This is a genomic window from Acetobacter sp. A11-2, from assembly GCF_040208445.1.
GTDB classification, from domain to species: Bacteria; Pseudomonadota; Alphaproteobacteria; order Acetobacterales; family Acetobacteraceae; genus Acetobacter; species Acetobacter oryzoeni.
Map to the genome: position 1 here is coordinate 2,250,724 of NZ_CP157843.1, position 14,562 is coordinate 2,265,285.

Sequence of the window (14,562 nt, forward strand, 5' to 3'; positions counted from 1 at the left end):
TTACTTTTCCGTTACTTCAAGTTCAGTTCGGTATCAGCTTTTAAAATTGCACCAAGAAGAACATTAGCGCCTTTTTCTGCATCCCCCTCCAGAATACTTTCTTCTTCATTATGACTGAGCCCATCTTTACAGGGCACAAAAATCATTGCTGTTGGCGCAACATGGGCCAAATAACCAGCATCATGACCAGGCCCAGAAACGATACGGCGTGCACTATAACCTTTTTCCTGCGTTGTCTGTTCAACCATACCAATGCAGGCTGGATCAAAGTGCACCGCTGGGGCATCCCATATCTGCACGATCTCAACAGTAACCTGATTATCTAATGCAATTTTTTCCATCAGTGTTTTAAGTTCTTTCTCCATACGCAGAACAACTGCATCGTCTGGATCTCGAATATCCACTGTGAAAAAAACTTCACCCGGCACCACGTTGCTACTGTTGGGCCTATTCTCAATCAACCCTACAGTTCCCACAGCACTTGGACCATGTGCCTTTGCAACTTTACTCACGGCCTCAATCATACCTGCGGTTGCCACCAAGGCATCATGCCTTAATGTCATTGGCGTAGAACCTGCATGAGCATCCTTACCACGCACTGTTACTTCATACCAACGGGCGCCCTGAATACCCGTTACAATACCAATTGTTTTATCTTCTGCTTCTAAAATAGGTCCTTGCTCAATATGCAGTTCAAAATAAGCAGAAATAGGATGCTGCCCGCATATCTCTTCCCCTCGATAGCCTATGGCATCCAGCTCATCGCCAAAACGGATACCTGCGCGATCTCTTTTTTCAAGCACCTCTGCTTCTGTAAAGATACCTGCGAAAACACCAGAACACATCATGGGTGGAGAAAAGCGAGAACCTTCTTCATTTGTCCAATTAATCAACTCGATAGGATGACGTGTGGCATATCCGGATTGATGCAGTGTCCGCAAAACGGCTAAGCCACCTAATACACCTAAAATACCATCAAATTTTCCACCTGTAGGTTGTGTATCTAGATGACTCCCCATGGTTATAGGTGGCAGATTATTGTCCTGCCCTGGACGCCGCGCAAAAAGATTGCCCATGGAATCATAAGAAACTTCACAACCCAAGCTCTGGCACGTGCGCATAAACCAGTCACGCACCAGTTTGTCTTCCTTTGTCAGGGTTAAACGGCGTACCCCTCCTTTTTCTGTTCCGCCAAACTGTGCTGTTTCCATAAGATCTGCCCAAAGGGCCGCACCATCAATGTGTAGGTTGCTATTTTTTGCTAAATCGGACACAGATTTTCTCCTGAATATAGAATATTGTAATTATGCTGGAATTTTCATCGGATTATTAGGATGTTGGTTCCATGTCAGTTCACCTTCTTCAGGTTGAGGTTCCATGGTAATACAATCACCAATTGGGCACACATGTGCACAAAGATTACACCCTACACATTCTTCCTCAATAACCTCGTAATGACGTTCACCATCTACTCGGGTTTTAGAAATTGCCTGGTGTGACGTGTCCTCACAAGCGATATGGCACAAGCCACAACGCACGCAAGCATCCTGGTCAATATTGGCAATGGTTTTGAATTTAAGATTAAGCGTGTTCCACGGAACAAATTTTTGAATAGCCTGACCGCTTACAGCAGGAATATCGACATATTCTTTTTGATCCATCCATGCAGATAATCCATCCACCATGTCCTCTACAATACGAAAACCATAATGCATGGCGGCTGTACAAACCTGAAGGCTTGTTGAGCCCATTGCCAAAAATTCTGCGGCATCACGCCATGTTCCAATGCCTCCAATACCAGAAATAGGCATACCGGACATTTCTGGATCTCGAGCAATCTCACCAATCATGCGGAGAGCTATGGGTTTAACCGCTGGGCCACAATATCCACCATGTGTTCCTTTTCCACCCACAACGGGCATAGGCGCCATGGCATCCAGATCTACACCAATAACAGACTGGATCGTATTGATAAGAGAAACACCATCAGCTCCACCGCGTTTTGCCGCACGAGCTGGCATAAGAATATTAGTGATATTTGGCGTAAGTTTAACAATAACAGGCATACGTGTATTTTGTTTACACCAGCGTGTTACCATTTCCACATATTCTGGAACTTGCCCTACAGCCGCGCCCATATTGCGTTCTGACATTCCATGCGGGCAACCAAAATTCAATTCAATGCCATCAGCGCCTGTTTCTTCAACAATAGGCAAAATGGCTTTCCATTTTTCCTCCTGACAAGGCACCATCAAGCTGACAATAACGGCACGATCTGGATAATCTCTCTTAACAGATTTAATTTCTGCAATATTTACAGCCAATGGGCGATCAGAAATAAGCTCAATATTATTTAAGCCAATCATTCTCGCGCCATTATAATCAAGTGATCCGTAACGCGAGCTGACATTGACTACCGGAGGATCTTCCCCCAATGTTTTCCATACAACCCCGCCCCAACCAGCTTCAAAAGCACGGCGAACATTATACTCCTTGTCTGTTGGAGGAGCAGAGGCCAACCAGAACGGATTGGGAGACTTAATCCCAGCAAAAGATGTTTTTAAATTAGCCACTTACGTCTCTCCTGCTCACGCGTCTTTTTGTAGGGCTATATTCATAGCTTCTGCTGCATCTCGGCCATCCCGTACAGCAGCCACCGTTAGGTCTTCACCCGCTGTGCAATCCCCCCCTGCGTAAACACCCTGCATGCTCGTACGATAAAAGGAATCCACAACGATACGTCCATTACAGATTTCAATATCTTCACCGCTAACGGGATCATGATGAAACACTTGCCCGACTGCTTTCAGCAGCATATCCGCAGGAATGAAAAACGTATCTTCTGTGCTATATATGACTTTTCCATCCGCATTGCTGTGCCCTTTGGCAAATTCAACACCTGCCAACACACCATCTTTCTGAACTATCTGGGTTGGTGCAGACCACAACCTTACAGTTACACCATTGGTTTGGGCCCATTCTCGTTCCACAACAGTGGCAGACATGTTTTCTTCACCACGACGATAAACGAGCGTAACTTCCTCTGCGCCTAACCGGCGCGCCTGAACAGCCGCATCTACTGCTGTGTTCCCTCCTCCAATCACAACAACACGTCGGCCTACTGGAATGTCCTTTTTGTTATTAGATCGTAATATTTTAATGAAAGAAACGGCATCCTGAACACCCTCAAGCGCTTCCCCTTCCATTTCTAGCTGGCGTACTCCCGCCAAACCTAAAGAAAGAAACACTGCGTCGTAATCCCGCTGCAGATCTCCCAGAGTGAAGTCCACTCCTAACGTTTTACCCCCAACAAAGGAGATTCCACCGATATCAAAAAGGAATTTTACTTCTTTCTGCGCAAAATCATCTGCAAGCTTATAGGCGGCCACGCCATATTCGTTCAGACCACCTGGGTGGTCATGCTTATCAAAAATCACAACATCATGCCCGTGCATAGCCAGACGATGCGCACATGCAAGCCCAGCAGGCCCTGCCTGTCAGGTTGTGAGACGTCATTGGGATGATGTAGCGTGGGCGATACCGCGTTATGCTTCGTTGTTTTCTTCCGTTTGCAGGGAGACCGAATGATGCTTCAGATCCACCCACAGGCACGCACGACACCGGCTGTCCGGGCTGAGATAGCTCGTTCGTCAGAACCGACATCCGTGCTCGCCAGACGCTACGGGATCAGCGATGAAACAGTCCGCAAGTGGCGCAGGCGTGGTTCGGACGCCTGTCAGGACCGCAGCAGCCGTCCCTGGAGGCTGGCCTGGAAAGCCTCGGAGGAGGAGCGCGCCATTGTCTGTCAGCTTCGGCGTTCTACCGGTTTTGGTCTGGATGATCTGACCTTTGTCTTACGGCATTTCCTGCCGCATCTGAACCGGGACAATATCTGGCGGATACTGAAAGACGCCGGATTGAACAGGCTGCCTCCTGTTCCAAAGGCCGGACCAGTTCGGGGACAGGGAAAGTTCCGCGATTACGATCCCGGTTATGTCCATATCGATGTGAAACATCTGCCAAAATTACAGACAGCAGATGGGGACCGGCGGAAACGTTTTCTGTATGTCGCCATCGATCGCTGTTCCCGTTCAGTGCACCTGGCTGTTTATGACGCGGAAAATGCGGATAATTCCGTTGATTTCCTCAATGCCGTCAAATCGGCCTTTCCTTTCCGGATCACCCATATCCTGACCGATCGTGGCTCCTGCTTTACAGCGGACGCCTTCGAAAAAGCCTGTCATGACATGGGAATCGACCGACGCCGGACCAAGGCTTACTCCCCTCAGACCAATGGAATGGTGGAACGCTTCAATGGCCGTGTCGCTACAGAAGTACTGCAGGTCTGTGTCTCAAACCATGAAGATCTGGAAATTCTGCTCAGAGGCTTCTGTTTCGCCTACAATCATCGCCCGCAGCGTGTTCTGGGCGGCATCGCTCCCGCCCAATGCATCATCTCATGGCTTGAAAAACATCCCGCGTCACGTAATCAAGACTATATCAAACCGGCTGGTCGTGACATCATGAAACAGGTCGACGAAATCCTTGATTACGCCAATGACGTCTCACAACCTGACACCTGCCCCTACAATTGCAATTTTACGACCAGTTAAAGGTTTACGAGTAAATGGCTGGCCACCATGCTCCATTTGCCAATCTGTGGCATGGCGCTGCAAGGCACCAATACGAATGGGCTTTCCTTCTTCCCGAACATTATGAACACACTTCTGTTCGCATAGGATTTCAGTCGGGCAAACACGTGCACATGATCCCCCCAGAATATTAGATTCCAAGATAGTATGTGCCGAACCTTGCATATTACCCGTAGCAATAGCGTGTATAAATTTGGGAATATCAATGCTTGTTGGGCAGGCCTCTGTGCAAGGTGCATCATAGCAGTAAAAACAACGTTCTGCCTCTACCAAAGCCTGCTCATGCGTAAGAGAAGGATGAGCATCCGAAAAGTTTTTCTGGAGCTCCTCCTCTGTTAAGCGACTATTTTTTAGATCCAAGACATGCATCAGAAGATTTCCCGTTCAACCCCGATACCAGAATGGTATGTTATTTAAGTTCGTTTCCGCAACATTTTTCTGACCATTTAGTCAGTTTTTAATTCAAAATATCCGCGGGGATATTAGAAACCCGTTGATACTGAAAACGAAACGGCAAACCCAGGTGACAAGGTATAGGTTGGTGCTGTTCCTGATGCGAATTGCGTGCCGTACACGCCAGTTGTTGCATGCGCAAATGGAGACATCGAATATACCCCATTCCGATAGAGTGAGCCCGCAAGGTTTTGAAAATTCAACTGTATCTGGGGAGAGCGCAGATACCATTTATTGGAAAATCTATAGCCAAGCGTGACTGTATCCATAATATATGGATGCAGTTTTTCATCATTCATCAAGGTAGAATACTGAGAACCAATATACTTAAGGTTCAAGTTGGCAAAAATATGCCCATTGTCCCAATCAACCCCTAAAGCGCCCATTTCATGCGGAGTGCCTACCGGACGCTTGCCCTTTGTATGTAGATAATCATTAAGGTATTGGATATTTGAATCCATTGTTGCATCCAGATATTCAAAACTCATATACGGCCTGAAGTGTCCAAAAATAGGCCGTGTTCCGATTTGAATATCCACACCACGGGATGTCTGGTTACCTACGTTCATTGTTGTAGACATCGGAGCACTTCCAAAATAGCTCAGAACGCCCATTTGCCTATTGGTGAAATTATAGTTGAAGAAAGAAATTTCTCCCACCAGAAGATCATCATGGTAGCGGTAACCTATTTCTTCATTAATGGCGTATTCTGGTTTTACATTACCTGATGGTGCTGTAGACATGCTTCCATCAATATTATACAGCTCAAACATAGTATTGTTGTTGGGCATTTTAAAGTTTGTTGCCCCACGAACATATATTTGATGATGATCATTAAATTTGTAACTGGCACTAAACTGTGGAAGAGGTTCAAAAACATTCTGCCCACGATGCTGCTGAATGTTCGGCACGTAGCTGTCTACCTTACGGTTGACCATAGCCAGCCTTATACCCGCTTGCAATTCGAGCTTATCATGTAGCAATTTCACCCGATCACCCAGATACAACATGTTTACCTGAGTAAACGTATTATGGTCATTCAGATACCATCGGTTTCCATCGGATGTCCGATAAATATGCGGTCCATAATCTCCGTAGATATTCGCAGGCCCACCATCTGCCTGATTGATGTAGGATACGGGAGTAGATTGGTTTGTACGAGACCATTCATACCACCAGCCAAACGTTAAGGTGTTAATGCCTTTTGTCCATGTCATCTTGGCATTATTGCCCGTGCGATGATAACTGAAATATAGTGGCGTATAGACATTTGTACCGTTTGCAACGTCTACATCAACAGGTTGCGTTCCTGAATACGTTTTACCATCCTCAACGGTGCTTACCCCACCAATAGTGCCAGATCCCCACCAAAGATATGGTGTATCATCAAAACGCAAGCCTTCTGCCAGCTTAACTGATAGGGGTGCTGAAGCTATCAAGTTCTGGAAAGCATCAAGCCCATACTTATAGTAATTTGTTTTGTTATTTAAATGATAATGGGAATCGTAATCGTAATTTTTCCCAAATTCACCAAACTGTTCTTTTGTGGGGTTTTCATCAAGCTGTAGAACATTGGTGTTATAACTGGCGTTAATAGTCCAGCGGCTTTCTGGCGTAAACTCCTTAATCATTTTGAAATCTACATGCTTACGCGTGAACTTTCCCGGACCGCGCCAGTTATCGGATTCTGTGTTAGAAAAAGAAGCGAATGCTCTTACACCACTGTTTCCTATATCACCGCTTTCAAGACGGATAAATTCGCGATGCATATTGTAGGAGCCGTAGGAAAAATCTACAAACCCTCCCCTTCTATGAGAAGGATCTATAAGTTCTGCATAGGCACTCCCCGCTGCAGCAGAAATACTGGGTGTATCAATATCGACCGAACCAGGCATCAAAGAAACGGATTTTAGATTATCACCATCAGATGTTTGGTTTGCGTAAAATCCGCCATCTCCCACGTCATTTACAGGAGCTCCATTGTAAATCCAACCTACGTGATCACCCGGCAAACCACGTAACATCAGGTTGCCACCCGCAATGCCGTAGGGTTCTGTAAGGGTAACAAATGCACTGGGAGTTAACGCCAAAACCTGAACAGGATTAGCTGATGGTGATTGTTTGGCAATAGCATCACGCGTAACGGACTGAATGGTTCCTGCTCTGGTCTCCAGTCGCATCAGGCCTCCCCCTGGGGCACGACGTGTCACACCTTGGGCAGATAATGCATGCCCACCCACATGGACTTCTTCAGGACCGCTTTTGGATTCAACCGCACCAAGTTTTTTAGATGATGCTATTTTTTTATTCGTATTTTTAGTTTGTGCCCTTACCGTTTTTGCAGGATGTGACATGGACTGACCAAATGCAGCATTCTCCAGTGCAATTGAACTACAGATAGTTCCAGCCAAGAGAAAATGAACAACTGAAAAACGAGGATGAGGCATGTTTTTTCTCAGCTCTGATAAAGAGGATAAATCGCGGGGACACAGAGACGTTATGTTTTAATGTTTCGGATTCGCAACATAAATCTGAATGCTTGGTTAAGTTTTGCCCTTTTGTGTCTTTCATGCATCACACTTATTACGAAACTGAATTATGATTGAAACCCACCCCCTATATGGGGTAGGTTTTTAAAAAGTTATTAGATTTAATAAGGATTATCTTATGATTCTTCCTGGAGATCCTGCACCTATTTTTACCCAAAAATGCTCTACAAACTGGGGGCATTACAGCTTTGATATGGCCGCAGGAAAATACAATATTCTGGTGTTTGTACCTGCTGTGCAAATATGTCTTACAAGCAAAATGACCGATACGCTAAAAGATTTACTCAAATTAAAAAAATCCGTTCCCATAGAAATTTTTATTGTTACAACATCCCCGCAGGATGAAAAATTAAAGAGTGATGATTTTTATTATATTTACGACTTAGACTGTAATGTTCACAATATTTTCGGCATTAATATTGAAGATATTACATGCGTTATAACAGATCCAATGTTAAGAATAAAAGAGGTTCTCCCGCAACATGCTATTGCGTATGACATCATCAAACGTTTTCTAAAAAATACAATCCCAAACCAAAACGTCCCTATTCCAGCACTTTTGTTAACAGACATTCTTGAGGAAGAATTTTGCCATGCCCTTATTCATTATTACCATCATAACAACCCTACACCTTCAGGTGTGCTTACAAAAAATGCACATGGATCAACTATAGAAAAAGTAGATACATTTTTTAAACATCGTTATGATTGTAAAATACAAAATCAAAATTTAATCAAAGGTTTGCAAGCACGCATTATCAGACGCGTTGTTCCTGAAATTCGCAAAGCCTTTCAATGCACTGTCACTGGCATGGATCGTATGATTGTCAGCTGTTATGATGCTGCATATAAAGGGCACTTTTCCCCACATAGAGACAATACAGTGGAAGGTGCCAAACATAGACTTTTTGCTATTTCTATTAATCTGAATGATACTTTTGAAGGTGGAGAACTCACTTTCCCTGAATTTTCCAGTCAAAGGTTTTGTCCACCTGCTAGAGGAGCACTTATTTTTTCAAGCGCGCTTTTACATGCTGTTCAGCCCGTTACAAAAGGTAAACGCTATGCCTGTTTACCTTTTGCTTTTAACGAAGAATCTATAAATACTGCACGTCTACAATCTGGTTAAAGCGGTTTACGCACATTTCTGCGTTTTGGCTGGCGTGCAATATATTGTCCTGCCCCACGCACTGCGCGTAAATCCCCTTCATCCCAGACAAGATGGCCTTTGCTTATTGTTTTCTTTGCAACACCTGTTACCGTCATTCCTTCGTAAATATTATAGTCAACATTCTGATGATGTGTTTGTGCAGAAATTGTGCGTTCTGCGTCGGCATCCCACAGTACGATATCCGCATCTGCCCCTATCGCTAAGCTTCCTTTTTGTGGATACATATTAAAAATTTGCGCTGTATTTGTAGATGTTAAAGCCACAAACTGTTCTGGCGTCAGTTTTCCTGTTTTAACACCATAGTGCCATAAAACACTCATCCGATCCTCAATTCCAGGCGTGCCATTGGGGATCCGGGTAAAATCTGTTTTGCCCATTTCTTTTTGTGGCGCACAAAAACAACAATGATCTGTAGCCGTTGTTTGTAGCTGCCCAGACATCATACCGCCCCACAACGCTGCCTGATGATGTTTGGGCCTAAATGGTGGGCTCATGACATACTGTGCCGCCTTCAACCAATCAGCCCCCTCATAAACACTTTCATCAAATACTAAATGCTGGGGCAGCACTTCACCGTATACCTCTTGCCCCCGCAATCGTGCTTCTGAAATGGCTTGCACGCCTTCCTGCGTTGAAACATGCACTATATAAATAGGGACCCCAAGCAAACCCGCCAAAGTAATGACGCGATGTGCTGCCTCCCCTTCTACCGCGGCTGGGCGTGATACTGGATGCGCTTCCGGCCCTGTGCGCCCTTCAGACAAGAGATCTTGCTGCAGGTAAGCCACCGCATCTCCATTTTCAGCATGGACAGTGCAAATAGCACCTAATTCTGCGGCACGGCGCATTGAATGTAGAAAGGCCTCATCTTCCACCATCAATGCATTTTTATACGCCATGAAATGTTTGAATGAATTAACCCCACATTCTTCTACAAGGGTTTTCATATCGTGGTAAATTTGATCATTCCAATGCGTAATCGCAACATGGAATCCATAATCAGCCGCAGATTTTTGGGCTTTTTGCCGCCATGCTTGCCAAGCATCCACCAAAGATGTTTTAGAATCAGGAATAACAAAATCAATAATACTGGTTGTTCCACCAGCTAAACCCGCAGCTGTTCCGGTATAAAAATCATCACTTGCAATTGTACCCATAAAAGGCATTTCCATATGGGTATGCGGGTCAATTCCCCCTGGCATAACCAATAGCCCTGCTGCGTCAACAACATCGCACCCTGTAGGTGTTTCTATAGTTGTTGCCACATGAGCTATTTTGCCATCTGCACCACACAGAATATCTGCCCGCTTACTGCCATCCGCCGTAACAAGCGTTCCGCCTTTAACATGGAGCATGACGTGGCTGCCTTTCTATTTCCTAACCGTTAAAAAACAAAATACATTTCATATCGAAATCGTATTGTTATTCTGACTAATTGGTCAATAATATATTTTCGGATTCGAATCGTAATGTAGGGAAACATTATGGGTGGAACGCATCATGCATCACATGATAATCGCCTAACAAACGAGGATTTAGCGCCCTCTGTGACACGCACATGGCAATGGAAAGATTATCTGTTTTTATGGATGTCAGACATTCATAGTGTTGCCGGGTACATCACGGTTGGAAGCTTATTTACTTTAGGCCTCCCGCTATACGATGTTTTTGCAGCTCTGCTTTTTGCCATTCTGCTCGTTCAATTAACATGCAATCTGATGGCTGTACCCAGTTTTAAAACAGGGGCCCCTTTCCCTGTTGTCGCGCGCATGACCTTTGGCGTGTACGGTGCCATTATTCCCGCACTCATACGCGGAATTATAGCCGTTGGGTGGTATGGCATTCAAACGTGGTTGGCATCAAATGCTTTGGTCATTCTCATTCTAAAAATCTGGCCTGTTGTAGAACCTTGGGCCAATGCCACACACCATGGTTTTCTTGGATTATCCTACGTGGGATGGTTGGCCTTTCTAATTGTCTGGGCCTTACAAACCCTTGTCTTTTGGAATGGTATGGATGCTATACGCCATTTTATAGACTGGGCTGGCCCCGTTATTTATGGCCTGATGGCTTTACTAGATATTTGGTTGTTTTCTAAAACAGGGTGGCATCTTTCTTTCCAATTTTTTGCACCACATCAATCTATTAGCCTTATTGCGCATACTCTGGGCATTATAAATGCAATGGCCTTAATACTTGCCTTTTTTGCGCCTATTATTTTAAATTTTGGGGATTTTTCACGCTATGGCACGAGTATGCAATCTATAAATAGAGGGAACTTTTGGGGATTACCGTTTAACTTTTTTGCCTTCTCACTTCTTACTCTTGTTACCATAACACTGACACTGCCTGTGTTCGGGCATATGATTTTTGACCCTGTAGAAACGGTCGTCAAAACTACGAGTTTAGGAACAGCTATTATTGGCGTGATAACTATTGTTATTGCGACCATTGGCATTAATATTTCAGCCAATTTTGTATCTGCTGCCTTTGATTTTTCTAATATGGCACCTCACCTTCTTTCTTGGCGCAAGGGGGGGCTTATTGCTGCCATAGGTGCCATCTTATTCACGCCATGGAATTTATATGCACGTCCAGAACTGATCCATCTGACTCTTGATGTTTTGGGCACATTTATTACGCCTCTTATCGGTATCATTCTGGCAGATTATTATCTTATCAAGAAACAAAACATTGTCACCGAAGCTCTGTATTCATCAGACAAAAGAAATGTTTATTGGTATAAATCTGGATTTAATCCTATTGCCTTGCTCTCACTGTTTATCAGTACAGGATGCGGCGTTCTTTTTATTTTCTTGCCCAGCTTGGAGAGTGTGCGAAATTTTTCATGCCTTTTTGGTTTTGTTATTGGCATGCTTGCACAAACACTACTTAGCCCCCTTATTCCGCGTCAATACAAATTGAGGCAACCAACTGCATGATTGTTTCTGCGCCTGCTTCAAAATCATGCTTCGTCAGGCGTTTTTTTCCTAAAACTGCGGCAAATTGTATCTGCATATCCGCATAAGATTGCGTCATCGCCCAAAGCATGAACATAAAATGGAAGGGATCTATCTTTTTGATAAGTCCCTTCTCGTACCATGCTGCAAATATAATCGCTAAGTGCTCTACATGTGGCTTCAGTATTTCCTGTAGAAAAAACTGAATTTGTTCACCACCAGCTAAAAGCTCATGCATAAACAGGCGAGAGGCCTCTGGCCTCTGGCGGGAAAATAACATTTTAGCCTGAATGTAGCTTTGCAAACCTTCTCGCGGGTTCATATCGGCGGAAAGATGCACATTGGCATCTCCCAGCCAATCGTCTAAAAACCGTCCTAGCGTAGCTTGGTAAAGTATTTCTTTTGTGTTGAAATAATAAAGAATATTTGCCTTTGGCAACGCACATGCTTTGGCTATGTCATCTATACGCGTGCCGTTTAAACCGTGCACGGCAAACACTTTTTCTGCGGCATCCAAGATTTGACTCGTATTCTGCTTACGAGGATTGCCAACAGTTTGCTCGGCATTGTCATTTTTGCGCATAATTACAAAAATCTCTAATTGGAATTCTATACGCGCTTACTAAATTAAACTGAGAGCGAACAGTCCTTATTTAGAGAACTCTGCTACCCCTCTTTCTAGACACTGCTATTTTTGCTCAGACGATTCCCAACCTTATAACGTTGAGGCAACAGAAAGCCCTAAGGTCCCGTATTTACGTCCCGTGCAGAACAACGTCACAGAATCTCTGATGACAGATTCATAAAGTTCAATATTTTTAAGGAAAAACACTATGGCGGAGAGAGAGGGATTCGAACCCTCGGTACGCTATTAACGTACACACGCTTTCCAAGCGTGCGCCTTAAGCCACTCGGCCATCTCTCCGACGCGAGAGAGGTAATAGCAAAATTTTCGAAACAGGCAAGACCTAAAGCGGAAAAAATAATGTTTTTATCTCAACCAATGGCCGGATTACGCGCATTGTGGATAAAACGGGCAATTGCATCGGGGCTCTTAATACCCGGAGCGCTCTCAACTCCTGATGATACATCCACCGCCGGAGCGCCAGTTATTGCAACAGCTTGGCTTACATTTTCCGGGTTCAAGCCCCCTGCCAACATCCACGAATAACCAGGCTGCCACCCGTGCAGCAGATCCCAGTTCAACTGCTGTGCATTGCCGCCTGGGCGTGTTGCATGCACAGGAGGCTTAGGCTCAATTAAAAGGCGCTCCACCGTGCATAGTCGTGGCAAATCGGCCTGTGATGCCACTGGTATGGATAACCAGACAGGCCGCCCAAACTTGGCTTGTATCTGCACGGCACGTTCAGGCGTTGTATAAAGCTGCAAGATATCCAGATCCACCTGATCCAGCACACGCTCCAAAACAGTATCATCAGGACGCACAAACAGCCCAACCTTCCTGATGTTACCCGTAATCCGAGAAGCCAAAGCCTTTGCTTGCAAAGCACTTATATAACGGGGTGAGCGCTCAAAAAAAACAAAACCGATCCAATCGGCGCCATATTCCACGCAAGCATCAAGCCCGACTTCTTCCGTTAGGCCACAGATTTTTACACCTGTCTGAACGCCGTCCATAACCTACCCCATCTATACAGCAGATTTATGCTGCTAGCTCTGCAGCAATGGCGGCGGCAGCCGCGGCCGGATCTGCTGCCTGTGTTATGGGCCTTCCCACCACAATCCAATCTGCTCCAGCGGCACGCGCTTCTGCTGGTGTCATAACACGTTTTTGGTCCCCTTTCTCGGCACCTGCGGGCCGAATGCCGGGCGTTACCAAAACGGGTTTATCTCCCAGAGCAGCTCGAATGGCCTTCAGTTCATGCGCTGAGCAGATTAATCCGTCCATCCGGGATTCCATGGCCAGATGTGCCAAACGCAAAACCTGCGTGCGCGTATCATCTGGCACACCCACTTCTGCCAAAGCCTGATCATCCATGCTGGTCAGCACAGTTACAGCCAGCAGTAATGGCCGCTCTCCCTCTGGAAAAGCTTCATCACATGCCTTACGCGCAGCTTTCATCATGTCTACGCCGCCAACTGCATGGAGTGTCAGCATACGAGGGCGCAAATGAGAAAGTGCCTTTACAGCTGCCCCAACTGTATTGGGGATATCATGCAGCTTGAGATCCAGAAATAAAGGCCTCTGCCCGGCCACATCTGCTACAGCCTGAAAACCGGCCGCATAAGCAAATTCCATACCAAGCTTAATAACGCCCGCAGCACCTTGCACTGCGTGAGCCCATGCCTTGGCCTGTGCCGGATCCTGTGTATCCAGCGCCACAATCAAACCTGTTTGTCTTGCCGTATCAGACATGTGGTTCTACCCCCGAAGAAGGAGAAACAGACGGAGTTGCCACAGCTACAGGCGCAGGGGCCACCGGCGGGCTGGATACAACCTGCACTTGCGCAAGCTGTGCTTCCAATTCCTTTACATGCTGTTCTGCCTTGCGCGCACGCCGACGCTGCTTGAATTCAGCCGTCCACAAACAGAACGCGCCTAGCAGAAAAGCAACAGCAGCGACCAACAGCGCCAACACACCAGCGGAAGATTTCCAGCTATATGTCAGCAGCCACATATCGAGCGGATCCTGATTACTGGCACTGAACACGACAAGCGCCAGCAGGAATGGGACAACAATTATCAGCCTGATCATGATAGCAAGTCGTAGCCGTATCACACATAAAGAACAAGCGACTGAATATCATCAACTGCA

At 45.6% G+C, this 14,562-nt stretch carries 11 protein-coding genes, 1 tRNA gene and 2 pseudogenes; 3 read left to right on the forward strand and 11 right to left on the reverse strand.

Translation table 11 applies throughout. The features are described from left to right. Positions 1-11: 11 nt before the first annotated feature. The 3 genes and pseudogenes from ABNV41_RS10935 to ABNV41_RS10945 all read right to left on the reverse strand — a co-directional run. A complete protein-coding gene (locus tag ABNV41_RS10935) occupies positions 12-1,274 on the reverse strand; it encodes a Zn-dependent hydrolase (RefSeq protein WP_050818467.1) in 1,263 nt (420 codons plus the stop codon). 30 nt (positions 1,275-1,304) lie between these two features. Beyond that, on the reverse strand, positions 1,305-2,573 hold the full coding sequence (gene preA / locus ABNV41_RS10940) for an NAD-dependent dihydropyrimidine dehydrogenase subunit PreA (RefSeq protein ID WP_087651768.1): 1,269 nt from the start codon (positions 2,571-2,573) through the stop codon (positions 1,305-1,307). A 15-nt stretch (positions 2,574-2,588) separates the two neighbouring features. Further along, positions 2,589-3,494 (reverse strand): annotated as a pseudogene (locus ABNV41_RS10945) (FAD-dependent oxidoreductase); the annotation flags it as partial. A gap of 93 nt (positions 3,495-3,587) precedes the next feature. Between ABNV41_RS10945 and ABNV41_RS10950 the strand changes: the two are divergent. Beyond that, a complete protein-coding gene (locus ABNV41_RS10950; RefSeq protein WP_349935108.1) occupies positions 3,588-4,613 on the forward strand; it encodes an IS481 family transposase in 1,026 nt (341 codons plus the stop codon). Here ABNV41_RS10950 and ABNV41_RS10955 read toward each other — a convergent pair. Next, positions 4,578-5,021: pseudogene (locus ABNV41_RS10955) on the reverse strand (dihydropyrimidine dehydrogenase); the annotation flags it as partial. The gene ABNV41_RS10950 and the pseudogene ABNV41_RS10955 overlap by 36 nt on opposite strands. A gap of 113 nt (positions 5,022-5,134) precedes the next feature. Next, a complete protein-coding gene (locus ABNV41_RS10960; RefSeq protein WP_349934681.1) occupies positions 5,135-7,552 on the reverse strand; it encodes a TonB-dependent receptor in 2,418 nt (805 codons plus the stop codon). 220 nt (positions 7,553-7,772) lie between these two features. On the opposite strand from ABNV41_RS10960, the gene ABNV41_RS10965 reads away from it, so the two are divergent. After that, positions 7,773-8,783 (forward strand): 2OG-Fe(II) oxygenase, encoded by a 1,011-nt coding sequence (locus ABNV41_RS10965; RefSeq protein ID WP_349934682.1) that lies wholly within the window; start codon positions 7,773-7,775, stop codon positions 8,781-8,783. On the opposite strand, the gene hydA is transcribed toward ABNV41_RS10965, so the two are convergent. Next, entirely contained in the window at positions 8,780-10,180 is a 1,401-nt protein-coding gene (gene hydA / locus ABNV41_RS10970) for a dihydropyrimidinase (RefSeq protein WP_349934683.1), read from the reverse strand. The genes ABNV41_RS10965 and hydA overlap by 4 nt on opposite strands. A gap of 129 nt (positions 10,181-10,309) precedes the next feature. Here hydA and ABNV41_RS10975 point away from each other — a divergent pair, with 129 nt between their 5' ends. Further along, a complete protein-coding gene (locus tag ABNV41_RS10975; protein ID WP_050818472.1) occupies positions 10,310-11,767 on the forward strand; it encodes an NCS1 family nucleobase:cation symporter-1 in 1,458 nt (485 codons plus the stop codon). On the opposite strand, the gene ABNV41_RS10980 is transcribed toward ABNV41_RS10975, so the two are convergent. From ABNV41_RS10980 to ABNV41_RS11000, 5 genes are all read right to left on the reverse strand, one after another. Further along, positions 11,727-12,371: a TetR/AcrR family transcriptional regulator gene (locus ABNV41_RS10980; RefSeq protein ID WP_050818473.1), complete on the reverse strand. Its 645-nt coding sequence runs from the start codon at positions 12,369-12,371 to the stop codon at positions 11,727-11,729. The genes ABNV41_RS10975 and ABNV41_RS10980 overlap by 41 nt on opposite strands. A gap of 248 nt (positions 12,372-12,619) precedes the next feature. Further along, positions 12,620-12,710: transfer RNA gene (locus ABNV41_RS10985), tRNA-Ser, on the reverse strand. Between the two features lie 71 nt (positions 12,711-12,781). Further along, complete coding sequence (locus ABNV41_RS10990; RefSeq protein ID WP_050818474.1) at positions 12,782-13,423, reverse strand: phosphoribosylanthranilate isomerase; 642 nt, start codon at positions 13,421-13,423, stop codon at positions 12,782-12,784. Between the two features lie 25 nt (positions 13,424-13,448). Next, positions 13,449-14,162, reverse strand: a complete 714-nt coding sequence (gene pyrF, locus ABNV41_RS10995) for an orotidine-5'-phosphate decarboxylase (protein ID WP_349934684.1) — start codon at positions 14,160-14,162, stop codon at positions 13,449-13,451. Next, complete coding sequence (locus tag ABNV41_RS11000; RefSeq protein WP_050818476.1) at positions 14,155-14,502, reverse strand: lipopolysaccharide assembly protein LapA domain-containing protein; 348 nt, start codon at positions 14,500-14,502, stop codon at positions 14,155-14,157. Before ABNV41_RS11000 ends, pyrF begins: the two co-directional genes overlap by 8 nt. Between the last annotated feature and the right edge of the window lie 60 nt (positions 14,503-14,562).

Bases quoted from the DNA above. Each gene is read 5' to 3' on its own strand.
- ABNV41_RS10950 (WP_349935108.1), top strand. From the start codon at position 3,588: ATGCTTCAGATCCACCCACAGGCACGCACGACACCGGCTGTCCGGGCT.
- ABNV41_RS10960 (WP_349934681.1), bottom strand. From the start codon at position 7,552: ATGCCTCATCCTCGTTTTTCAGTTGTTCATTTTCTCTTGGCTGGAACT.
- pyrF (WP_349934684.1), bottom strand. From the start codon at position 14,162: ATGTCTGATACGGCAAGACAAACAGGTTTGATTGTGGCGCTGGATACA.
- ABNV41_RS10975 (WP_050818472.1), top strand. From the start codon at position 10,310: ATGGGTGGAACGCATCATGCATCACATGATAATCGCCTAACAAACGAG.
- ABNV41_RS10990 (WP_050818474.1), bottom strand. From the start codon at position 13,423: ATGGACGGCGTTCAGACAGGTGTAAAAATCTGTGGCCTAACGGAAGAA.
- hydA (WP_349934683.1), bottom strand. From the start codon at position 10,180: ATGCTCCATGTTAAAGGCGGAACGCTTGTTACGGCGGATGGCAGTAAG.
- ABNV41_RS11000 (WP_050818476.1), bottom strand. From the start codon at position 14,502: ATGATCAGGCTGATAATTGTTGTCCCATTCCTGCTGGCGCTTGTCGTG.
- ABNV41_RS10965 (WP_349934682.1), top strand. From the start codon at position 7,773: ATGATTCTTCCTGGAGATCCTGCACCTATTTTTACCCAAAAATGCTCT.